The organism is Salicibibacter cibarius (genome assembly GCF_016495725.1).
Classification (GTDB): domain Bacteria; phylum Bacillota; class Bacilli; order Bacillales; family Marinococcaceae; genus Salicibibacter; species Salicibibacter cibarius.
Map to the genome: position 1 here is coordinate 3,820,011 of NZ_CP054705.1, position 21,460 is coordinate 3,841,470.

At 47.4% G+C, this 21,460-nt stretch carries 22 protein-coding genes; 6 read left to right on the top strand and 16 right to left on the bottom strand.

Annotation, left to right across the window (positions count from 1 at the left end):
- Window positions 1-40: 40 nt before the first annotated feature.
- The 5 genes from HUG15_RS19250 to HUG15_RS19270 form a co-directional block, all read right to left on the bottom strand.
- A complete protein-coding gene (locus tag HUG15_RS19250) occupies window positions 41-1,228 on the bottom strand; it encodes a CaiB/BaiF CoA transferase family protein (protein WP_200124875.1) in 1,188 nt (395 codons plus the stop codon).
- Window positions 1,229-1,300: 72 nt separating this feature from the next.
- Entirely contained in the window at window positions 1,301-2,497 is a 1,197-nt protein-coding gene (locus HUG15_RS19255) for an acyl-CoA dehydrogenase family protein (protein WP_200124877.1), read from the bottom strand.
- 752 nt (window positions 2,498-3,249) lie between these two features.
- Window positions 3,250-4,101 carry a diaminopimelate epimerase gene (gene dapF, locus HUG15_RS19260; RefSeq protein WP_246516688.1) on the bottom strand — a complete coding sequence of 284 codons (852 nt, stop codon included), beginning with the start codon at window positions 4,099-4,101 and terminating at the stop codon, window positions 3,250-3,252.
- A gap of 28 nt (window positions 4,102-4,129) precedes the next feature.
- Window positions 4,130-4,369 carry a hypothetical protein gene (locus tag HUG15_RS19265; protein WP_200124881.1) on the bottom strand — a complete coding sequence of 80 codons (240 nt, stop codon included), beginning with the start codon at window positions 4,367-4,369 and terminating at the stop codon, window positions 4,130-4,132.
- 221 nt (window positions 4,370-4,590) lie between these two features.
- Window positions 4,591-4,827, bottom strand: a complete 237-nt coding sequence (locus tag HUG15_RS19270; RefSeq protein ID WP_200129060.1) for a YuzB family protein — start codon at window positions 4,825-4,827, stop codon at window positions 4,591-4,593.
- A 695-nt stretch (window positions 4,828-5,522) separates the two neighbouring features.
- On the opposite strand from HUG15_RS19270, the gene HUG15_RS19275 reads away from it, so the two are divergent.
- Window positions 5,523-6,602 carry an NAD(P)/FAD-dependent oxidoreductase gene (locus HUG15_RS19275; protein ID WP_200124884.1) on the top strand — a complete coding sequence of 360 codons (1,080 nt, stop codon included), beginning with the start codon at window positions 5,523-5,525 and terminating at the stop codon, window positions 6,600-6,602.
- A 200-nt stretch (window positions 6,603-6,802) separates the two neighbouring features.
- Here the strand turns inward: HUG15_RS19275 and HUG15_RS19280 are convergent, their stop codons facing one another.
- Entirely contained in the window at window positions 6,803-7,105 is a 303-nt protein-coding gene (locus HUG15_RS19280; RefSeq protein WP_343073132.1) for a YuzD family protein, read from the bottom strand.
- A gap of 198 nt (window positions 7,106-7,303) precedes the next feature.
- Here HUG15_RS19280 and HUG15_RS19285 point away from each other — a divergent pair, with 198 nt between their 5' ends.
- Window positions 7,304-7,546: a NifU family protein gene (locus HUG15_RS19285; RefSeq protein ID WP_200085753.1), complete on the top strand. Its 243-nt coding sequence runs from the start codon at window positions 7,304-7,306 to the stop codon at window positions 7,544-7,546.
- A 39-nt stretch (window positions 7,547-7,585) separates the two neighbouring features.
- Here HUG15_RS19285 and thrB read toward each other — a convergent pair whose 3' ends face one another.
- The 4 genes from thrB to yutH form a co-directional block, all read right to left on the bottom strand.
- Complete coding sequence (gene thrB, locus HUG15_RS19290) at window positions 7,586-8,509, bottom strand: homoserine kinase (RefSeq protein WP_200124888.1); 924 nt, start codon at window positions 8,507-8,509, stop codon at window positions 7,586-7,588.
- Window positions 8,502-9,578, bottom strand: a complete 1,077-nt coding sequence (thrC, locus tag HUG15_RS19295; RefSeq protein ID WP_200124890.1) for a threonine synthase — start codon at window positions 9,576-9,578, stop codon at window positions 8,502-8,504. The genes thrB and thrC overlap by 8 nt, the downstream gene beginning before the upstream one ends.
- Entirely contained in the window at window positions 9,544-10,881 is a 1,338-nt protein-coding gene (locus tag HUG15_RS19300; protein ID WP_200124892.1) for a homoserine dehydrogenase, read from the bottom strand. Before HUG15_RS19300 ends, thrC begins: the two co-directional genes overlap by 35 nt.
- Window positions 10,882-11,045: 164 nt before the next feature.
- Window positions 11,046-12,053 (bottom strand): spore coat putative kinase YutH, encoded by a 1,008-nt coding sequence (gene yutH, locus HUG15_RS19305; RefSeq protein WP_200124894.1) that lies wholly within the window; start codon window positions 12,051-12,053, stop codon window positions 11,046-11,048.
- Between the two features lie 117 nt (window positions 12,054-12,170).
- Here yutH and HUG15_RS19310 point away from each other — a divergent pair, with 117 nt between their 5' ends.
- Window positions 12,171-12,653, top strand: coding sequence for a phosphatidylglycerophosphatase A family protein (locus tag HUG15_RS19310; protein WP_200124896.1), 483 nt, complete (start codon window positions 12,171-12,173; stop codon window positions 12,651-12,653).
- A 10-nt stretch (window positions 12,654-12,663) separates the two neighbouring features.
- Here HUG15_RS19310 and HUG15_RS19315 read toward each other — a convergent pair whose 3' ends face one another.
- Together HUG15_RS19315 and HUG15_RS19320 are read right to left on the bottom strand one after the other, a co-directional pair.
- Window positions 12,664-13,446: a TIGR01457 family HAD-type hydrolase gene (locus HUG15_RS19315; protein WP_246516412.1), complete on the bottom strand. Its 783-nt coding sequence runs from the start codon at window positions 13,444-13,446 to the stop codon at window positions 12,664-12,666.
- Window positions 13,446-13,892: a DUF86 domain-containing protein gene (locus HUG15_RS19320; protein WP_200124898.1), complete on the bottom strand. Its 447-nt coding sequence runs from the start codon at window positions 13,890-13,892 to the stop codon at window positions 13,446-13,448. The genes HUG15_RS19315 and HUG15_RS19320 overlap by 1 nt, the downstream gene beginning before the upstream one ends.
- Window positions 13,893-14,488: 596 nt before the next feature.
- On the opposite strand from HUG15_RS19320, the gene glpX reads away from it, so the two are divergent.
- Window positions 14,489-15,478: a class II fructose-bisphosphatase gene (glpX, locus tag HUG15_RS19325; protein WP_200124900.1), complete on the top strand. Its 990-nt coding sequence runs from the start codon at window positions 14,489-14,491 to the stop codon at window positions 15,476-15,478.
- 158 nt (window positions 15,479-15,636) lie between these two features.
- Entirely contained in the window at window positions 15,637-15,915 is a 279-nt protein-coding gene (locus tag HUG15_RS19330; RefSeq protein WP_200124901.1) for a hypothetical protein, read from the top strand.
- A gap of 148 nt (window positions 15,916-16,063) precedes the next feature.
- Here HUG15_RS19330 and HUG15_RS19335 read toward each other — a convergent pair whose 3' ends face one another.
- The 3 genes from HUG15_RS19335 to lipA all read right to left on the bottom strand — a co-directional run bounded on the left by HUG15_RS19335 (window position 16,064) and on the right by lipA (window position 18,503).
- Window positions 16,064-17,125 (bottom strand): tetraprenyl-beta-curcumene synthase family protein, encoded by a 1,062-nt coding sequence (locus HUG15_RS19335; protein ID WP_200129062.1) that lies wholly within the window; start codon window positions 17,123-17,125, stop codon window positions 16,064-16,066.
- Between the two features lie 169 nt (window positions 17,126-17,294).
- Window positions 17,295-17,567, bottom strand: a complete 273-nt coding sequence (locus HUG15_RS19340; RefSeq protein WP_200124902.1) for a YutD family protein — start codon at window positions 17,565-17,567, stop codon at window positions 17,295-17,297.
- Window positions 17,568-17,582: 15 nt separating this feature from the next.
- Complete coding sequence (lipA, locus tag HUG15_RS19345; protein ID WP_200124904.1) at window positions 17,583-18,503, bottom strand: lipoyl synthase; 921 nt, start codon at window positions 18,501-18,503, stop codon at window positions 17,583-17,585.
- Between the two features lie 188 nt (window positions 18,504-18,691).
- Here lipA and HUG15_RS19350 point away from each other — a divergent pair, with 188 nt between their 5' ends.
- Window positions 18,692-19,687 carry a M23 family metallopeptidase gene (locus HUG15_RS19350; RefSeq protein ID WP_200124906.1) on the top strand — a complete coding sequence of 332 codons (996 nt, stop codon included), beginning with the start codon at window positions 18,692-18,694 and terminating at the stop codon, window positions 19,685-19,687.
- A gap of 303 nt (window positions 19,688-19,990) precedes the next feature.
- Here HUG15_RS19350 and HUG15_RS19355 read toward each other — a convergent pair whose 3' ends face one another.
- A complete protein-coding gene (locus HUG15_RS19355) occupies window positions 19,991-21,346 on the bottom strand; it encodes a sodium-dependent transporter (RefSeq protein WP_200124908.1) in 1,356 nt (451 codons plus the stop codon).
- Window positions 21,347-21,460 lie beyond the last annotated feature (114 nt).

The window sequence follows — 21,460 nt, forward strand, 5'->3', positions numbered from 1 at the left end:
GTTCTTTCCCATTTCTGTTCACCAATCAATAGGATCTCCCTTAAATAATACCTTCTTTTCTGAGCACCTGTAAACTTTCTTCGTCCAAACCCAGTTCTCCTGCCAATACCTCTTCCGTATTTGCTCCCAGTACGGGAGGCGCTTGATCGATAGACAACGTTTCCCCGTTTGCCCGGATAGGATTTCGTACGAATGTCGTTTCCCCCAATGTCTCATGCTCTCCCGTCTGAACCATTTCACGATGTCGGACTTGAGGATGGTCGAATACCTGCTCAATGTTATTCACAGCTCCGCATGGAACGCCGTGATTGGTTAGCTGTTCTTCCCATTCCGCCGCTGGTCTTTGCGAAAAGGCATCTTCAAGGAAAGAGCGGAGTTCATCACGGTGTTCGATGCGGTCACGGTTCGTCGTGAAGCGCTCGTCGTCCGCCCACTCCGGATGCCCCATCACCTTTGCCACTTCCGCGAACATCCGGTCATTTCCGGCAGCGATCATAATTGGGTCATCGACGCACTGGAATGTTTCGTACGGTGTTATATTCCCGTGGGCATTACCCATTCGATCGGTAATATGATTTTTTAAAAGATAACTGCTTGCAACATTGGCAAGGGAACTGACTTGCACATCCAAAAGAGAGAGGTCTACATGTTGCGCCTTTTGCTCCCTGTCGCGCACTCTTAAAGCTCCCAATAAACTTATCGCCACATAATGGGACGTCATAATATCCGCGACAGGAATCCCTACCCGCGTCGGTTCACCATCCTGCTGCCCCGTGACATCCATTAATCCACTGACCGCTTGAATAACGGGATCATATCCCGGATGCTTATGCATGGGACCGGTTTGTCCGTATCCGGTAATGGAACAAAGAATGATGTCCGGTTTAATCATTTTTAACCGTTCATAGCCAAGGCCGAGACGATCTAACGTTCCGGTTTTAAAATTCTCTACTACAATATCAGCGGTTCTGACAAGCTCTTCAAAAATTTCCCGACCTTTTTCTGTTTTTAAATGCAGCGTCATCGAGCGTTTATTCCGATTGGCAGCCATATAGTAAGTACTTTCGTCACCGACAAACGGATACCAATGACGAATATCATCGCTTCCACCAGGTTGTTCCACTCGCAAAACATCGGCACCCATATCGGCAAGAAGCATCGTTCCCAGCGGACCAGCAAGCACACGCGACAAATCCAGCACTTTTACCCCTGTTAATGCGTTCTCCATTTTGAATCTCCTTCCTCATATTGAAAGAAAGCGCCGGCTCTCATCACGAACGGCCGGCGCTTTTCCCTTTATTTATTCCTCAAAAGGCCACGCAGGCAGCATTTTTCTTAATGGCTTATCTTCCGTTTCCCCAAGGGCATAGCGGGCCTGCATCACGGTATGAATCTCTCTTGTCCCTTCATAGATCACCGGGGCTTTGGAATTTCGCAAGTAACGCTCAACCGGATATTCATTGGAATAGCCATAAGCCCCATGGACTTGCACCGCGTCGTTGGCTGCTTCATTGGCAAAATTGCAGGCTTGCCATTTTGCCAGCGACGTCTCACGCGTATTTCGGACGCCTTTGTTTTTAAGCTCACCTGCTTTGAATACGAGCAACCGGCTCATTTGCAAACCGGCTTCCATTTTTGCAATCATTTGTTGAACAAGTTGGTGCTTGCCGATTTCTTTTCCAAACGTTTTACGTTCATGACAGTACGCAACAGATGCTTCCAAACTCGCCATGATTAATCCGCATGCGCCTGCAGCTACCGTGAAGCGGCCGTTATCCAAGGCTGACATGGCAATCTTAAACCCTTCGCCTTCTTCACCGAGTAAATTTTCTTTCGGCACTTTCACGTCATCGAAGAAAATTTCTCCGGTATTTCCTGCGCGAATGCCCAACTTCCCTTTGATTGCTTTCGAACTAAACCCTTCCCACTCCCGTTCCACGATAAAGGCGGAAATGCTGTTGTGTTTCCCTTCTTTTTCCCCTGTATAAGCAAAAACGAGGAAATAATCGGCCACGTCACATAAGGAAATCCACGTTTTGGAACCGTTCAGGATGTAATAATCGCCTTCTTTTTTGGCAGTGCTATTCATCGCGGCCACATCTGAGCCCGCGTTCGGTTCCGTTAATCCGAATGCTCCGACTTTTTCCCCGGATGCAAGGGGTTTTAAGTACTTTTGCTTTTGCTCTTCCGATCCCCATTGCAGAATCGTCATGCTGTTCAAACCGGTGTGGACCGAAGCTGCAGTCCGAAAGGTTGTATCTCCTCGCTCCAGTTCTTCACAAACGATGGCAAGCGTATTATAATCCATGCCACTGCCGCCATATTTTTCAGGAATACAAATCCCCATCAAACCGAGTTCTGCCATCTTATCCAAAATGCTATGTTCAAAATGCCCGTTTGCATCCCACTCGGCAATATTCGGCATAATCTCGTCATCGACAAATTGGCGGACGGTTTTCTGTACCATTTGCTGTTCTTCCGTTAATGAAAAATCCACGCTTCCTCCACCTCTCCCTATATCATCATTTAGAACCTAAAAAAGCCAGTCTACTCCCCGAGAGTAAACTGGCTTTTAACCTTAGAACCCATCCGGGTATGAACGGGATAAGATCTTAACAGTTCTTGTTCAAGAGTCTATCATTGAAAACGGTTTCCGTCAATACGAGGGAGTTATGAGCTTATTGAGCTGTACCGCATAAAAACAAGCCCAGGACGAGGTTCAAGTTCATGCCTTGTTTTTTTTGCTTATTATGCTCCCAACGCTGCGAAACCCTATGGAAAGATGAAAAGGACGTTGAGCATATCGTGTTTTGTTGCATTTGCGGACTCATTTGGCGCTCGACAAACATTATAAGTCCGCAAACCCTCATTTTGAAGACTCATATGGATACGGAGCAATGCTAAGAGTCCGCTAAACCAGATCCTGAGGACTCGTATGGTCCCCGAGCAACACATAGAGTCCTATAAACCTTATCCTGAGGACCCTCATGGATCATACCCAGCACATTGAGTCCTCACAACCCTATCTCGAGGGCTAATCTGATGTTAAGCATTGGCATTTCCCTTTCATCATGTCAGTGGGCATTTTATGCTTTGGATTCAATATTTCGTGAATGATACTGTTGAACGCCGCTATGCCTATGATTGATGTTGGAATTGGGGGATTTATTTTCGACTTGATCTTATTCTTTGCACGGGAAGCGCTCTGTGACAGCGTAATTATCTGTTCATCAAACGTTTAATTAAACGTCACGCCGGAAAGTACGTACCCGTACAGACGGTGACTGCCGGTCCTTTCATCCACACGTGATCATCTTTCGACGACCAATGGATCGTTAAATCACCGCCCGGAAGGTGGACGGTAATCGCTTCGTCTTTTTTTGCTTCCCCATTCAAAACCGCCGCCACAACCGCCGCGCAAGCACCGGTTCCGCACGCTTGCGTGACACCGCTGCCACGTTCCCACACGGCAAAATCTATTTCCGACGTATTTTTCATGGAAATAAATTCCACGTTTGTACCTTCCGGAAAAAGGTCTGCTTTCTCTACGAGAGGGCCTACGGATTCCACCGGGGCATCCGCAAAGTTGTCCACGAAAAATACGGCATGAGGATTACCCATGGAGACAGCGGTGAATGTGTAATCGTTCCCATTGATAGGTTCCGTCGCATCGATGACATGCGCCTCGAGGGCGCCGCCCTTGCCGCGCATCGGTACTTCTTTTCGTTTAAGCCGGGGGACGCCCATATCCACCGTTACTTCAGAAACCTTCCCCTCTTCATCAAGATGGACCTGAGATTCAACGATCGCTCCAAACGTTTCAATGGAAAAATTCGCTTGTTCAACATGTTGTTGCTCATAAGCGTATTTGGAGACGCAGCGCAAACCATTCCCGCAATTTTTTGCTTCAGAACCATCGCTGTTAAACACGCGCATTCGCACATCCGCAACGTTCGAAGGAAGAATGAGAATCAGACCGTCCGAGCCAATTCCCGTGTAGGGATTGGCCACTTCGGACGCTAAATCGGGCAAACACTCCTCATCCGGAATTTTTTCTCTGAAGCCATCTACATAAATATAGCTATTTCCAAGCCCGTGCATTTTCGTAAACTTCACCGTTCGTCCACCCTCACTTTCGCAACCGCTCCGTCGCCCAAAGATAATCGTTATCCGCCTCTGCGATCGTTATTTTATAATGGCAACAAGGCATAATAATGTCGGTTTTCACCCCATCAAATGCATCGTCCAATTGTTCTTTTTTCATATAGGTAAGTACATTTTCAGCGCCACAATTCGGACATTCGTCAAAATAAATATCATCTTGAATCCGTTCATACGGCCAAGTATTTTCGAAAGGAAGCAATTTCATCACGATTTCCTCCTTCCTGTCAGTATAGCGTAATAGTCACTGACGTCAATCATTTCGTGTCTTATTTCCCGGGAAATAGTAGAGATTTGTATAAATACGTCTGTTCACACAGCTACTTTTTTCTTTTTATATTCACACGTACTGCGACATATTCATAGTTTTCTGTCGTAAAAAAAGCACGCATGTACAGGGCTGCCACTCTGAACACACGTGCTTCAAATCTATATCATGCCTTCTTCTTCAAGAAAAGAATAAATATTGGCGAGCAGATCATCACTATCTGCGCCGGTGATCACTTCACCGTCCACAAGTGCGTAGTCATTTTCGGCACAAGTCGTGCAAAATCCTAGGCATCCATATTCGACGACTTCCAAGCCCGGATCCTTTTCTAATGCTTCCAGCACAGGATGGGTTCCGCTAGCCAAGTTACTGACACAGAACTCGACAATGGGAAACATTTCTCTCACCTTTCCTGTTCAAACTCCCATCAGCTTGTATGACACATTCCATTGTTATGGTAGCTTTTTTCCGTGTCATCGTCAATAGAACAGGCTTATACCAAGCAGTGTGTCCGGTGCTTCTCGAAGTAGCGCTTTCTACGTTCAGTGGATACATTTTGATCACAAGTAATCCCTCAGACCGAGGTCGAACTGCTCCGAGAGGAACAAAAGATGTATAGTAATCCCTCAAACGGAGGTCGGTCTGCTACGAGAGGAACAAGAGTGGCTAAGTAATCCCTCAAACGAGATCGAACTGCTCCGAGGGGAACAAATGAAACTAAGTTCGGGGAATTACTTCTCATTTCCGAGAAAGACGTACCTCAGTTCGATCAATAAATTGTTGTACATTGACTTTACCCTGCTTACACCGAGCTTGCGCCATTTATTCTACACCCCATTCACCTCCTTCATTTTACCTAAAATTAACATTATTTTACTTTATAAAGTGCGTTGGCCACTTCATCAGATTTCTCCCTTTTCTTCACAACACTCTTTCTTTTTGTGTAAGTGCACACGATTGTTGTCTTCTATCCACTTAATCGTTATAATTTAAAGAGTGTGTTCATGAACGTCTCACATCAATACTTTTGCTTTTGGGTATATTTTGTAACACTAAGCGAACTCGTGCATTTTTATCAAAGGAGTCCATAAGCATGCGAAAACTTGTAATAGTGGGCGGCGGCTACGGCGGGATGAAAGTCATGCAACAATTGAGCGCTAAAGATTTGCCCGACGACTACGAGATCATCCTTGTAGATAAACTGCCCTATCACTGCTTTAAAACCGAATATTATGCGTTGGCTGCAGGCACCGAATCGGATCATGAAATCCGTGTACCTTTTCCAAAACATGTCCGCCACCACTTCGGGACAGTGCAAAACATTGATCTAGCGGAAAAAAAAATAACTTTAACTACAGAAACCGATAATGAAATCCTGGAGTACGATAAAATCGTGATCGGTCTTGGAGCCACAGACAAGTATCACGGTGTTCCGGGTGCGAAAGAACATACGTTTAGCATCCAAAGCATGGAAAATACCCGGCGTACATATGAAGCTATCAGCAATCTTCCGCCTCATTCCAATGTTTCCGTTGTCGGCGCAGGGTTGTCGGGGGTGGAATTAGCCGCGGAGTTAAGGGAAAGCCGGCATGACCTTAACATCCGTCTTTTTGACCGTGGCGAAACCATTTTACCGATGTTTCCAAGGCGGCTGAGTTCCTATGTAACTTCTTGGTTTCAAAAACATGACGTGGAAATCGTCAGCAACTCCGACATTACACGAGTTTCTGCCGATGCCCTCTACAATCATGATGAGCGAATCAAAGCAGATGCCGTGATCTGGACCGCCGGTGTACAACCCTCTAACGTCACCCGCGAATTAGACGTTGAAAAAGACGATAAACAACAAATTATCCTAACGAAACATCATCATATCCCGGGTTTTCCCGATGCCTTTGTCGTCGGAGATGGCGCGAGCCTTCCCCATGCCCCGAGCGCGCAACTTGCGGAAAAACAGGGCGAGCAAATTGTTGATATCCTGAAATTGCAATGGAAAGGCGAAAAACTTCCGGACACAATGCCTGACTTAAAATTGAAAGGCACGCTTGGTTCCCTCGGAAAGAAAAAAGGGTTCGGCACAATGATGGGAGAAAAAGCTGCCGTCACCGGACGTGTTGCCCGCCTCTTAAAAAGCGGTGTTTTATGGATGTACAAGTACCATTCCGGCGTTTAAAATACAGTGAAACTGCCATCAGAGGGCGGATTTCCCCGCTGCTGGTTAATTGAACCATCCGGGGGCGCTAGTCTCCCGTTTAGACGGAGATTAGATTTCAATAGCCAGAGGTCGGAAAAGGCTTTTTCTGGGTCTTCCAATTTCCGTCTTCCGATGTCTGGCTTCCGGAAAAGCAGCTCACCATGTTTGGTGAGCTGCTTTTATGACGCCAAATGATCGATTTTTGCGTAAATATCCTTCAGTTTCGGATTCCCTTCGGCAACAATATCTCCATTAATGGTAACCAACGGATACATCCGATCATCATCAATAATATAGCGGGCAAATTCCTCATGCCCTGCTTCCGGATTCTCAATGTCAATATATTCAAAAGCCAATGGCTGATTCTCATATTTCCTGTTGAGCAGTGCTTCCAACCAATCTTTCGTTTCCAAAGCCGATGGTAAATTCACACAACTTGCACATTTTTTCTCCGCACCGTATACGGTAATGGTGATTGACATATCCATTCCCCCTTTCTTATAATCATTGTACAATGATTTGGGATAAAGTGAAACTTAGGCAGATTGTTTTCAGCAAGCGAAGCTTCATCTTCTGAAATCTGATCTCTGGAATAACATCTTTTCCATAAAGATAAGTCCCCATCATAGATTTTTAACGTTCTGGGTATTATAATGGGTGTTAAGAAAGGAGTGTTTGCAATGACAGAAGCTGTAGGAGACATCACCGGTCAAGTACGGGAAGTACTCGAAAAACTTCGTCCATTCCTTCTCCGGGACGGCGGCGACGTCGAACTGGTCGAGGTGGAAGATGGCATTGTAAAGCTACGTTTAATGGGCGCGTGTGGCACATGCCCATCCTCAACGATTACATTAAAAGCCGGTATTGAGCGGGCACTCACAGAAGAGGTGCCCGGCGTCACAGAAATCGAACAGGTCTTTTAGACTTTATGTTAGAAAGCTCCGACAGTGTCGGAGCTTTTTTTAAAGCGAAGCGACGGATTTTTCGGTCGCATCATAGACCTCAACGCCGGCGATTGCCGGATGGGCCGCTTCTACATGATACTGGGCATAATCGGCCTGTATCGCGGCCGCAGTTTCCTTTCCGCGCCCCAAAGGAGCCAGGCATAATACCGTTGGTCCCGCGCCACTTAAAGCAGATCCGTAAACACCGTAATTTTTGACATCCCGCAGGGCTTCAAAAAGGCCGGGAATTAACGAGCCCCGATAAGGATGATGGTAACGGTCATCGCCCATCATTTCCCCTACAAGGGGCCAATTTCCGGTTAATAAGGCCGCCACAAGCACATTCCCGCACGCACCCGCCTGAACTGCGTCCCGATACTTCAACGTTTCCGGCAACACTTGCCTGGCTTCCGATGTAAGCAATTCATCACTTGGGATCATTAAAACAAGATCCACGTCCGGATTCGACTGCTCAACGATCCGTGTCTTGCTATCGGTGTGCATACCAATGGTCAAGCCGCCATACAGACAAGCGCCCACGTTGTCCGGGTGTCCTTCCAAAATGCTTGCAAAACGTAGCTTCTCTTCTTTTGTCAATTCCAGCTCCACCAGACGATCAGCAAGTTCAATCGCTGCAATAATGGCAGCCGCACTGCTGCCGAGTCCTCGTGCCAAAGGGATATCTGACGTCATATGGATGTGGCACGGGGGGAGCGCCTTTTTTCTCGTCGCCGCCATTGCACGCGCCACTTGGAAGACCATATTCTTCTTCCCAGTCGGGATCCCTTCAAGCTGAGGGGATGACGTTGTAAACATCCAGTTACTCGCGTCATAAACCTCTAATGTCAAGTAGCGATCGACGGCCAAGCCGATCGAATCAAACCCTGGTCCAAGATTTGCGGAACTGGCCGGCACATGGATCGTCATTCGTTTTTCACCCACGAGACCCCGCCCCCTCTTTCTGTTGCAAATGGGAAAGGAACGCTTCGGTTTCATTCGGAATTCGAATCGGGTCGATCTCATTTGTATCAAGCGCGGTTGACGGGTCCTTCAGGCCATTACCCGTGAGCACACAAGCGACCGTGCTTCCTTTTTTAATTTCTCCGCTTGCGATTTTCTTTCGCAAACCCGCGAGCGAAGCACAGGAAGCGGGTTCTGCAAAAACGCCTTCCGTTTTTGCCAGCCCGCGATAAGCAGCAACGATTTCCTCATCCGTAACGGCATCAAATCCGCCACCCGCTTGTTTCACCGCTTCGAGTGCTGCCGACCAACTGGCGGGGTTGCCGATCCGTATCGCCGTCGCCAACGTCTCCGGTTCCCGGACCGCTTTATTTTGCACAATCGCGGCCGCTCCTTCGGCTTCAAAGCCGAACAATTGAGGCCTCCCGGTGCCGTTCGCTTCATCGTATTCCTTAAATCCCTTCCCGTAGGAAGTGATATTTCCCGCGTTCCCAACCGGGATGCACAACACATCCGGCGCTTTGCCGAGCGCGTCACAAATCTCAAAAGCACCTGTTTTTTGCCCTTCCACCCGATAAGGATTGACAGAATTAACGAGCGTAACGTCTTCCTTTTCACTTACATCGCGAACCATGTCCAGCGCCTCGTCAAAATTCCCTTCGATTTCAAACACTTCCGCCCCGTACATGCTCGCCTGCGCCAACTTTCCGAGCGCAACTTTCCCTTCCGGAATCACAACAATCGTACGTAAGCCCGCGCGGCTTCCATAGGCCGCTGCCGCCGCGGACGTATTGCCTGTTGATGCGCAAATGATCGCTTTGCTTCCCGCTTCTTTCGCTTTTGCAACTGCCATTACCATGCCGCGGTCTTTAAAAGATCCGGTTGGATTTACGCCCTCGGTTTTTACATGTACATTTACTCCCCATTCTTCCGACAATGCCGGGAGATGGATCAGGGGCGTATCCCCTTCGTGCAGGGTAAGCAAAGGCGTCGCCGATGTCACCGGCAAATAGTTTTTATACGAGTGCAAGATCCCTTTGTTCGGGGACATCGGCTTCTCCTCCTTCTACGCGATAACGGCTTTTTACCGTCTCAACAACGTCCAGGTTTTCGATATCGTTGATGATTTGTTCAAAGTTCGTGCGGCTAGTCTCATGTGTGACCATGACAACTTCCGCCAGTTCTTCAGATTCCATTGGAAGCTGAATGAGCTTTTCAAAACTTACTTTATTTGACGTGAAAACGGAAGTGAGTGATTTAAATGCTCCCGCTACATCGCGAACATGAAGACGGATGAAATATTTCGCGCGGATGTCTTCTTCTTTTTTCAAAACGGTTTCTGATTTGTCTGCCACGTTTACCTGTGTTGCAGCTGTCCCTAAACGGATTTGGCGGATAACGCTCATTACATCGGAAACAACCGCTGTAGCGGTAGGGAGCGAACCTGCGCCCGGTCCGTAGAACATCGTCTCGCCGACCGCTTCCCCATAAACGTAGACGGCATTGTATTCATTGTGAACAGAAGCAAGGGGGTGATCTTCCGGGATAAACACAGGCTCCACAGACACTTCGATCCCTTCGTCGCTTCTGGAGGCAAGACCGATCAGCTTTAGCGTATAGCCCAATTGTTGCCCAAAATCAATATCTTCAGCGGTGACTTCGGTCATCCCTTTAAGGTAAACCTCATCCAACTGCACGGAAGCCGAAAACCCGAGCCGAGCTAAAATCACCATTTTGCGGGCTGCGTCCAAACCTTCCAAGTCAGCAGTAGGATCACTTTCGGCAAAACCTTGATCCTTGGCCTGTTGCAACGCTTCATCAAGCCCAAGTTCTTCTTTCGTCATCTTCGTGAGCATGTAATTGGTCGTGCCGTTGACAATGCCAATCATTTTCGTAATTCGATCGGATGCCAATCCTTCCGTTAGCGACCGCAAAATCGGAATGCCTCCGGCAACGCTGGCTTCGTAAAGAAATTCCGCGTTATTCTCTTCGGCTAGGGCCAGAAGTTCATCTCCATGCAGTGCAATCAAATCTTTGTTTGCACTCACGATATGCTTTTTGTTTCTTAACGCCTTTTCAATGTATTGTTTCGTTTCATCGATCCCGCCCATCACTTCAATGACAAGATCAATGTTCGGATCATCGAGCACATCCTCCGCCTTCGTTGTTATCATTTCTTTGTCGACGTTTTCGCCACGTTGTTTTTCCAAATCACGAACGAGCACCTTTCGGACGGTTACATCCGTGGCGCCCGTTTTTGCGATCAGTTCTTTTTTATGATGCTCTAAAATATGAATAATTCCGTTCCCCACCGTTCCGAGTCCCAATAACCCGATTTCGATGCTGTTTTTCATATATACCGACTCCTTTATCCAAAACAACTGTTGTTTGTTCATACGAGAAAAACAAATGTCTTTTTCCTACGGACATTATAGTCGTTCTTTGCAGAAATAACAAGAGGAAAATGCTTTATTCATACGTTTTTACATAAAAAATTCAGGAACGGCAACAAATAAGCTTAAAAGGTACGGGCTCTCATAAACCAATGGCCTTCCGATGCGCTCGGGAGTGCATCGAGCAAACATCGCGACGTACGTTTCATGTACCGTTCCTCCCGTTCCAATAACTGTTCAAATTGCGCTTCGTCCACTTCCGCACGGCTCTCATTTGTTCCTTCATTCAAGTAGTGTTCCTCCATCAGCTCCACATAGGTTAACGGGAATAACAACCTTGCACCAACGAGCGCCCACATTTGGGGCTGAAACGATTGGCCGCGGGTATACGATTCCAGAAACTCTGTCGCAAGATTCAAGTCATCTTGTTCATAACAGTGGCGGAGGCACTCCCCGACATCCCGGGCCGGGTGATCATAAACGAACGACAATGGAAGTTTCACTTGCGTTCGATTTTCATCCGCAACCATCCAAGCCCCCGGTTTGAAACGCGTATGATTCACCGTCCCAAGGTAGGGAGGCAACGTATGCTCCCGGCCCTCCTCAACGAGCCATTGCATCGCTGTTTCCGCTCTTCCGAGATAATAGGGAAACGTGTATAAAAATTGTTGGTCAAAAGCCGTCTTTTGCAATCGTTGATCAACAGTCCGATGATAGGCTTCCAACTGCTCGATTCTCGTTTCCCAAAAGGCAAGCCATCGTCCATATAGTTGAAGGTCATTCACCTCGGGGACCCAACCAACTCCAGACTCATGCATCATTGCCAACGTCTCTCCTTCGCTTGAACCCGAGCGGTCTTCTTCCTCAGGCAATTGAAAAAGGAGTTGTTGCACCCCATCGACGCGGGTCACTACGTTGCCGTCCAAATCGGTCACAAGCTCAGCAATTTGGGGAACCCCCATGGCTTTCAACCGTTTTGCCCATTCCAATTGTACCCATAAATGATCATGTCGCCGCAACGAAGGCATAAGGACGTAGAACCGATCGCCTGAGCGAAAACCTTCGTATTGACCAAATTGATACTTTTCGTCACAATAAAGTCCATATTGGTCATAAATATTTTTTTCAAACATTCCAGGCACCCCCATCTTCCTATCAGTGTATGGCAGATGGGATCGATCTAGTCATCGCAGTTCCCGGCCAAGAAACATTGAACAGACTATAGAAGACAGGAAGGGAGAGATTAGAAAATGATATCAACGGAGATCGCTATCCATACGTTGGAGGAGAGAGGCGTTACCATTAACGATATCGCCGAACTCGTCTATGAATTGCAATCCCCTTACATTCATGACTTAACGAAAGATATGTGTGCAGCCAACATCAAAGCCGTGCTCGGTAAACGTGAGGTGCAAAACGCTTTATTAACGGGAATCGAACTTGACCGCCTCGCCGAAGAAAAAAAATTAAGTTCACCGCTTCAGGAAATTATCGCTGCAGATGAAGGGTTATACGGCATAGATGAAATCGTTGCTTTGGCAATCGTGAACGTATATGGCTCGATCGGGCTCACCAATTTCGGTTATGTGGATAAAATTAAGCCGGGAATTATCGCCGAACTTAACGATCATGAACAAACAAAGTGCCACACGTTTCTCGATGATATCGTGGGCGCAATTGCAGCAGCTGCGTCCAGTCGCCTTGCACACTCCAGCAAAGGCGTTGAGGGGTAATCATCGTCTTTCATCGGTCGAGCAGAGAAGCGTCCAACTTCGCGATAGAAAACGTAGGCTGTTCCCCTTTTCCGGCAAGGGACGCAGCCCGCGTCACCCCGGTGTCCACATGCAACGTTGGGACGCCGGCGCGAATGCCTGCAAGCATGTCCGTATCATAATTGTCACCGATGAGCAGTGTTTCGGCTTTTGCGGTTTTTAAAATGGACAGAGATTGTTCTACGATCCACTGCTCCGGTTTCCCGACAAACATCGGGGGGGAGCCGCTTGCTTTTGCAATCGCGGCCACAATTGACCCATTCCCCGGCATATAGCCATCTTCCGTCGGAATGGCGTTGTCTGCATTTGTGGCGAGCAACGTCGCGCCATTAAACAGGGCAGCCTGAGCTGTCGCCAGTTTCTCATAGGTGAAAAATCGATCAATCCCAACGATCACAACATCGGGGTTCCGATCCGTAAAATGCACCTCTATTTCTTCCAACGCGCTGACAAGCCCCCGTGATCCAATTACATAAGCGTGGAGAGGCCAGTGCCAATATGCACGCACGTATGCAGCCATGGCCAAACTACTCGTATAAATGTGTTCGGAAGTCGCCGGCACATTCATGCGCTTGAGCTTATCAGCGATTTCTGTCGGGGTCCGGGAGGAGTTGTTCGTCAAAAACATGTAGGGGATTTGCCGATCAGCAAGGGCATGCACGAAATCGGCACTTTCCTTTATGACTTCTTTTCCGTTATAGATCGTTCCGTCCAAATCCATTATAAAACCTCGATAGGGTGCTAACATGCCCATCACCTCTCATCCGGCAAGAATGCCGATACCGGTCCTAGCTCTTTCTCCAAATAAACCCGTACCGCATTCGAAAAATATTCCATTGCTCGTTTATGTTCCCGCATTGTTGCCTCTATTTCTAAGTGGTTTATATTCAAGTAATCGTTCACGAGCGTTTTCCGCCAAACGAGTACGTTCTGTAACGCGTTTGCCGTTTGCTCCTCGATCACCTTTTCGTCTTCAAGAATATTTATAATGTCGCTATATCCTCCGGGGTCTCTCATAATAAAACCGTCAATCATTTGATTGCCCACATCAATCATCGCTTCCAACCAACAATGGACAATCCGTTCCAACGCCAATTGCTGCAAAGGCTCAGTCCATTCATTTTGGCTGTGAAACGTTCCTAGCAATTTTTCCATATATTGAAGCCGCTCTTCAAGCAGCTTCCGATCGACGAAATACATACTGATTCACCTCTTACAATTATTATACTCTAGCGCTACATACTCGCAATCCATTCGGGCTAACATCATCCATTCATGAATATATCTAATGAGCGTTTCTCGAATTTCATCCCATTTATCCTTCCAAATGATCGGGATACACGCTGTCCGTTCCCTCTCATGTACGGATATCCAATTGGAGGTGCAACAATCGCGATGTAATCCCTCAAGAGCGGGAAACCTTGCTCCAAGTGGAACTACTAAGCCCAAGCAATCCCTCAAGAGCGGGAAACCTTGCTCCGAGTGGAACTACTAAGCCCATGTAATCCCTCAAGAGCGGGAAACCTTGCTCCGAGTGGAACTACTAAGCCCATGTAATCCCTCAAGAGTGGGAAACCTTGCTCCGAGTGGAACTACTAAGTGGCCATTCATCGGCATGTTGTTGCATTAGTGCTTTTTCCCTCCCACATCGTCTGTTTTGCTAACATATGTGACCGATGGTTAACGCTAATGAGGATAATCGGCCACCCTCCTTAGTTTAACACAACACTAAAATTTCAAAGCCATCATCAATCGTGTTAGGATAAAAAAAGTGATCAAAATGGAGGAGATTAGATATGGAGCGAGAGTTAGCGTTGGAATTGGTTCGCGTCACCGAGGCGGCCGCACTGGCGAGTGCCCAATGGCTCGGACGCGGCAAGAAAAATGAAGCGGATGATGCAGCGACAACCGCGATGCAATCGATGTTCCGATCCATCCATTGCGATGGGACGGTCGTTATCGGAGAAGGAGAAATGGACGAAGCACCCATGCTCTATATTGGTGAAAAAGTGGGAAACGGGCAAGGCCCGGAAGTGGACATAGCCGTCGATCCGCTGGAAGGGACAAGCATTGTTGCCAAAGGGCACCCGAACGCGATGGCTGTCATTGCCATCGGGGATAAAGGGACACTTCTGCACGCGCCGGATATGTACATGGAGAAAATCGTCGTCGGCCCCGAGTCAGCCGGGTACATCCATTTGGATGATTCCATCGAGACGTCCATTGCAACCGTCGCAAAAATGATGAACAAACGGATACGTGATGTAACGGTTATGATTCAAGAACGGCCCCGTCATGAAGCACTCATCGAACGCGTTCGCCAGAAAGGCGCACGGGTACAGCTCTTCGGCGACGGAGACGTAAGTGCATGCTTGGCAACCGCAACCATCGGCACCGGGGTCGATCTGTTTATCGGAACCGGAGGGGCTGCCGAAGGTGTGATATCGGCCGCAGCCGTGAAGGCGCTCGGAGGCGACATGCAAGCGCGCCTTGCTCCCCGGGATAAAGAAGAAACTAGACGATGTAAAGAAATGGGCATCGAAGACCCGAACGCTCCTTTGCAACTAAACGAACTTGTTCGCGGAGACGACGCCATCTTCGCGGCCACTGGCGTTTCCACAGGGGAACTGCTCAACGGCGTTCGTTTTCTCGGGGATGACATTGCCGAAACAGACTCCATCGTCATGCGGGCAAAAACGCGAACCGTCCGCTCTGTAAACGCCCGTCACCATTTGCAACACAAGCCGTCGTTTCTTCCAAGAATTGAACCTGTCGACGATGAATAACCCGACCGCTCCCCGACCATAGTATAAATCCGGAAGTCAGACGTCCGAAGCCAGAAGTCGGAAGATCATCCTTGACTTCCTGAAAAGGTATTTTCTGGCCTCTGGAATGACGGGCGCTTACCACCTGGCAAAAAAACGGTTGCAAGGGAGTGAAATAAATGCCGCGAAAAAATAATACCGGCAAGTATCGTGATTTTGAGTCGGTTGAGTCACAAGAAAATGACCTAATATCAGAAGAATTAGCGGAAGGTCCTTATGGAACACCTTTCGAAGGAACGATCGGAAAATCATCCCCGTGGAGACCCGGACAGCAAATGACGTCTCCTTTCATTTACGAAAACCGCGAGCTACACGCCGGTGGAGGCCGTCTTTTTCCAAATACCCAAACCCACAAGGTCCACTCCAGCAAAGACGATGATAACGATGTTCGCCGTTAGAAAACTTGGCTTTTTGCCAAGCTTTGATGGCGAAAACCTTAGCCCAACTTATGCAGGTAAGAAAGTTGATTTATACTTTTTTACCTGCCAAATAAACGTTAAATTGCCCTCACCACATCCGGTGAGGACAATTAATTTTTTCAGACGCTTAAGACGGTTGCCTAGCCACCTTGCCACGATTTAAATAAAAGAACGCCGTCGGCAAGCCACCGAAACGGATAAACCGTTTTGCCGTTCTTTTCAATTCCTTATTTTCCTGCACTTTTTTATCCGAAAGATACAAAGCGAGCAACCCTTTGTTGATCATCTGATGAAATTTTGCGTCCGGCAATTCCTGAACGCTGTGCTCGGCATTCTCTTTAATATACCGAAAACGCTCCACCATTTGTTCTTCATTTTCATAGTAAAAGACAAAATTCAAGTCTCCTTCTTGCCGATCCTCTACTTGATCGATAAAATAATCGAGCATGATATGAAGACCTTGAACCCAGGGAAAATAGGCGCCTTTGATTTCCTCCACTTCTTGGGCAATCATTTTCCGCTTGGAAGCATAAGCGGCAAGGCAAAATATCCCTAGTGTAGACCCGGCACAAGCGGAAAATTCATACCATGTCATAGGAGGAAGATCCTGCTTATGTCTTGCAAACCAGTCTTCTAACTTTTCCTCCCGCTCATTTTCATCAATATGTTTGTACACTTGCAGATCACAATAAACAGCAGATAATTGCCGCATAGCATCCTGGGCATCCTCAAATCCAGGAAGCGTTTTCAAAGCATCCTGGCACGTCTTAACGAGAGAGGCTAAATAGCCACCATCCTCCTGCTCATCACGAAACTCATAATAGTTATCCGGTATTTCCCCCGGTGTTAAGGCATGGTACATGGAACGATGGAGGGAGCGAAAATCCCGTTCTTCCAAAGATGTGCTTCGATCGCAAAGGTTGTCCAAATAGTCACTAATCGTCTGATACGCGACGATAAAACGAATCACATCGCGACGACGAGCATCAGTAGCCACTAATCCAAAAATCGTCCCACCTTCGCAGTGAAAGGTTTTTTCCTCAATACTTGCCAGCGCTTGTTCCCGCAATTCCGCATCCGGAATTTCATCGGCTTTTTTCTTCCATTCATTTAAAAACTCATGCGCAACAGGAAGTGTCTCCTGTTTGATTTTATATAACAATGTCCACGGTTTCGTCGGCACCTTCAACATTAACACCCCTTCTACGCACTAAGTCTGATCATCTTCTAAGTATAGCATACCTAACAACGATTGAATGGGCAAGGAGGCAATCCGCTGATTATTGTGAAATCTCCTGTTCATAAATGATAAACACTCCCAAAACGACAAAAAACCATCAGCGCAAACGATGATGGTTTTAAGTAACTTTTTTCACGATAAAATACGGACAGTCAAAATTACAGTATTCGTACAAGTAGTCATAGATGGTGCTTGCTTTCGTGTCAACGCTTGCTTTTTTGTTATTATCATGAAAAAAACCGCGAAGACGCAATTGCTCATGACCCCAGTCACCGACAATGTAATCATACTTATCAAGAATCTCGCTGTATCGTTTTAAAAAGGCCTCTTCGTCCCAACCGGCTTTTGCTTCTTCGACGAGCTCAAACCGTTGATGATGGGTTTGGACCATCGATTATCCCCCCACTCACACAGAAGCCTCGCTGCCTTGGTATTTCGCGGCTTCTTGCCATACTTGTGCTTTGTTGACCTGCTCATCGGCGTGATAAGAAGAACGAACGAGAGGCCCTGCCTCGCAATGACGGAACCCTTTCTGCATGGCAATTTCTTTGAAACGCGCAAACTCTTCGGGTGTGTAATATTTTTGCACATCCAAATGTTTTTTCGTCGGCTGCAAATATTGCCCGATCGTCATAATATCCACATCGTGGGCACGCAAATCATCCATGACTTCTTCGATTTCTTCGGGCGTTTCCCCAAGGCCGATCATGAGGCTTGATTTCGTCGGAATGTCGGGATGCAACTCCTTGGAATAGCGAAGAAACTCCAGGGAACGATCATACGTCGCGCGTGCGCGAACTTTTTTCGTTAAGCGCCGGACCGTTTCAATATTGTGATTCAATATATTCGGGCGCGCCTCCATAAGCGTTTGTAAATTGTCATGCAGCCCCATCATATCCGAAGGCAATACTTCAATCGTCGTAAGCGGATTGCGGCGGCGGACGGCGCGAACCGTTTCTGCATAAACATTTGAACCTCCGTCTTTAAGGTCATCGCGTGCAACAGCCGTAATGACGACGTGTTTCAATCCCATTTGTTCCACGGACTCGGCGACTCGTTCCGGTTCGCCCCAATCCAGTTCATTGGGCAGTCCGGTTTTCACCGCGCAAAATCGGCAGCCGCGCGTACACACATCACCGAGAATCATGAATGTGGCTGTTTTTCTTACGGCCCAGCATTCGTGAATATTTGGACAGCGCGCTTCTTCACAGACCGTATGTAATTTCTTTTCGCGCATCATCTTCTTAAGGCCTTTATAGGATTCATTTGTATTTAATTTTATTTTTAGCCAATCCGGCTTACGAACGTGCGTTTCTTTTTCCCCCATTTGATCACATCCTTTGCCTTTACTTTAACACACCACCGGCACGGTTCCAAATGTAACAGATGGTGGATATTCCCTATAAAAGACAACATTGGCGCTTATAATTCTGCGAAATTGTTGCAAAATAAAAGATAGTCGCTGACCTAATGGAACAACCGTTAACATCGAAAACGCCAGAGAGGAGAAGTGCAATGAACAAAAAAACGCTCCCCCTCCTTTTACTCGTTATCAGCTTTTCACTAACGTTTTCACCGGAAATGAGTGCCGCTGAAGATGAGGAAGCCATTGACGTAGCTCATGAGCGAATGATTCTTTATAAAGAAATGGATGGAATTACTCACGTTCCCTGGTATTGGCTCGCTGCAATCGATGCGCATGAACGGGGATTGAATGTTGCTCGCGACGATCGGAACGACCGCGAAGGCCTAATTGATATTTACTATTCTCCGCGTGAGTGGGTAGGGGCTTTAAATCCGGATCTTGAAGATAATAACGCGGCGCGCATCAGCATATTTGGCGGTGTTGGCCTTGACGGAGATGATGATGGAGAAGCAAATCGCCAAGAAGACCGGGATGTGCTGTACACAATGGCAAGGCAAATTTCTACTTATGGTTATGATGATGAGAATATTCGCATCGCATTATGGGAGCATTATCAACGCGATCAAGCTGTGCGTATTATTAGCGGCCACGCGAAACTTTTTAAGGAATACGGAACGATTGCTTTGGATGAAACTGCTTTTCCCGTTCCTCTTGAATACAACTACACGTACCATAGCACATGGGGCGACACGCGTGGATGGGGAGGAAGAAGAATCCATGAAGGTACGGATATTTTTGCCGGCCACAGCACTCCCGTGCGGGCAACGAAGTACGGAGTCGTTGAACTAAAAGGCTGGAATACCTACGGCGGTTGGCGGATCGGCATTCGCGATTTAGATAATGTGTATCATTATTATGCCCATCTCAGCAGCTTCGCAGAAGGCATTGAAGAAGGCAGCATTGTTGAGCCCGGGATGGAAATCGGAAAGGTCGGAAGCTCCGGCTACGGGAAGCCTGGAACGGAAGGCAAGTTCCCGCCTCATCTCCACTATGGGCTTTATCGGGACAATGGGTATTCCGAATGGTCGTTTGACCCGTATCCATTCTTGAACTCTTGGGAAAAGAAAGAGCGTCAAAAGGGGTGAGGAATTGGTCTGCGGCCTCGACTTGAACATCGTAGGAGCGAACGCCTTTTGAGGGACAATTTGCGTTTTATTGTACTCTAGGAGCATATTGTACACCCGTTGAGGGGCAACTCACGCTTGGTTGTTCCTCTAGGAGCAGATCGAACACCCGTTGAGGGGCAACTCACGCTTAGGAGCAGGCCAAGCATCTTTTGGGGGACAACAATTTATCCTCACCTATCTTCCCGCTCCCGCACCAAAAAACATCCACCGCGATATTCCTTATCACGGCGGATGCTTTATTTTTGGAAAGGTTTTGATCGCCTATGCTTCGATGCCGAAAAGGTTCGCAAGTAAAATAATGATGATCATGAGCGGCGCGACAAACCGGATCAAGAAAAGCCATATCTTTGCGAACGCTTGACTTTTAAAGTCTGCTTCTTCAAGAGCCGCTTTGCTTTTCCATCCCCAGCCAACGAAAAGAACGACAATTAAACCGCCGATCGGGAGGAAATAGCTGTCTGTCAGAACATCGACAAAATCAAGGAAGGGCAGACCGGCGATCGTGAAATCACTGAGCGGGCCGCCTTGGCTCAACGCCGAAGGAATCCCCAATAACGTGATCAACCCTCCGACAATAAGCACCGCTTTCTTCCTGGTTAATTTTACTTGCCTTATTGCAAAGGATATGCTGACTTCCGCCAATGAAATGGCCGAGGTCAAACCGGCAATAAAAACAAGGAAGAAGAAAAATACGGCAAAGAATGTCCCGCCTGCTGCCATTTGATTAAACACTTCCGGCAAGACGACGAAGATTAATGTCGGTCCTTGATCCGCATCGGCGCCTATCGTAAATACAGCTGTAAAAATCACCACTGCGACCAAAATCGCGAACAGCGTATCCAAAAGCACGATGCTTGTTGCAGTGCCCGGCAAACGATTGCCTGTTTGTTTTGAAAGATAGCCGCCATAGGTAACCATAATCCCCATCCCCAGGGATAGCGTAAAGAACGCTTGGCCGATAGCCGCCAAATAAAGGGAAGGATCACCTAATGCGCTCCAATCGGGAACGAACAAAAACGACATACCTTCCCCTGCGCCATCCAATGTTAGCCCGTACCCTGCCAAAACCAAAAGAATAACGGCAAGCAAAGGCATGAAAATTTTACTGCTAAGTTCGATCCCTTTTTGAACCCCGAAATACAAAATACCAACAATAATAGCCATTACAATCAATTGCCAAATCACGGGGATAATCGCATCTCCGACGACCCCGCCGAAATAATCTTCAACGCCCCCGGTCTCCACTTGCTGTATACTTCCGGTCAAATAACTGAACATATAATATAAAACCCAACCCGTAATCACGGCATAGAAAGAAACGATTAAAAACGACGTGATAACGCCCAACCAACCGCCAATGACCCATGGTTTAGCGGGCGCGGTTTTGGAAAACGAGCCAACGGCATCAAGTTGCCCCCGTTTTCCAATGGAAAACTCCGCAATCATTGTAGGTAAACCGATGATTAAAATACAGACGAGGTAGACGATTAAAAAAGTAGCGCCTCCGTACTCACCGGCGATGTAGGGGAAACGCCATATGTTTCCCAGACCGACGGCCGAGCCTACAGCGGCCAGCATGAAACCGACACGCGTCGCCCATTGTTCTCTCCCTTGCATCCAAAGACCTCCTCAAAATGAATATTTATAAAATTATAATTAAAATATGTCCAAATGTCAAAAATATGAATGGTTTTTGTTAAGGACTATAGACATTTTTCACATTAGTTTGTT

Bases quoted from the DNA above. Each gene is read 5' to 3' on its own strand.
- HUG15_RS19250 (WP_200124875.1), bottom strand. From the start codon at position 1,228: ATGGAGAACGCATTAACAGGGGTAAAAGTGCTGGATTTGTCGCGTGTG.
- dapF (WP_246516688.1), bottom strand. From the start codon at position 4,101: ATGCACGGGCTTGGAAATAGCTATATTTATGTAGATGGCTTCAGAGAA.
- HUG15_RS19265 (WP_200124881.1), bottom strand. From the start codon at position 4,369: ATGAAATTGCTTCCTTTCGAAAATACTTGGCCGTATGAACGGATTCAA.
- HUG15_RS19270 (WP_200129060.1), bottom strand. From the start codon at position 4,827: ATGTTTCCCATTGTCGAGTTCTGTGTCAGTAACTTGGCTAGCGGAACC.
- HUG15_RS19275 (WP_200124884.1), top strand. From the start codon at position 5,523: ATGCGAAAACTTGTAATAGTGGGCGGCGGCTACGGCGGGATGAAAGTC.
- HUG15_RS19280 (WP_343073132.1), bottom strand. From the start codon at position 7,105: ATGTCAATCACCATTACCGTATACGGTGCGGAGAAAAAATGTGCAAGT.
- HUG15_RS19285 (WP_200085753.1), top strand. From the start codon at position 7,304: ATGACAGAAGCTGTAGGAGACATCACCGGTCAAGTACGGGAAGTACTC.
- thrC (WP_200124890.1), bottom strand. From the start codon at position 9,578: ATGTCCCCGAACAAAGGGATCTTGCACTCGTATAAAAACTATTTGCCG.
- HUG15_RS19300 (WP_200124892.1), bottom strand. From the start codon at position 10,881: ATGAAAAACAGCATCGAAATCGGGTTATTGGGACTCGGAACGGTGGGG.
- yutH (WP_200124894.1), bottom strand. From the start codon at position 12,053: ATGTTTGAAAAAAATATTTATGACCAATATGGACTTTATTGTGACGAA.
- HUG15_RS19310 (WP_200124896.1), top strand. From the start codon at position 12,171: ATGATATCAACGGAGATCGCTATCCATACGTTGGAGGAGAGAGGCGTT.
- HUG15_RS19315 (WP_246516412.1), bottom strand. From the start codon at position 13,446: ATGGGCATGTTAGCACCCTATCGAGGTTTTATAATGGATTTGGACGGA.
- HUG15_RS19320 (WP_200124898.1), bottom strand. From the start codon at position 13,892: ATGTATTTCGTCGATCGGAAGCTGCTTGAAGAGCGGCTTCAATATATG.
- glpX (WP_200124900.1), top strand. From the start codon at position 14,489: ATGGAGCGAGAGTTAGCGTTGGAATTGGTTCGCGTCACCGAGGCGGCC.
- HUG15_RS19330 (WP_200124901.1), top strand. From the start codon at position 15,637: ATGCCGCGAAAAAATAATACCGGCAAGTATCGTGATTTTGAGTCGGTT.
- HUG15_RS19340 (WP_200124902.1), bottom strand. From the start codon at position 17,567: ATGGTCCAAACCCATCATCAACGGTTTGAGCTCGTCGAAGAAGCAAAA.
- lipA (WP_200124904.1), bottom strand. From the start codon at position 18,503: ATGGGGGAAAAAGAAACGCACGTTCGTAAGCCGGATTGGCTAAAAATA.
- HUG15_RS19350 (WP_200124906.1), top strand. From the start codon at position 18,692: ATGAACAAAAAAACGCTCCCCCTCCTTTTACTCGTTATCAGCTTTTCA.
- HUG15_RS19355 (WP_200124908.1), bottom strand. From the start codon at position 21,346: ATGCAAGGGAGAGAACAATGGGCGACGCGTGTCGGTTTCATGCTGGCC.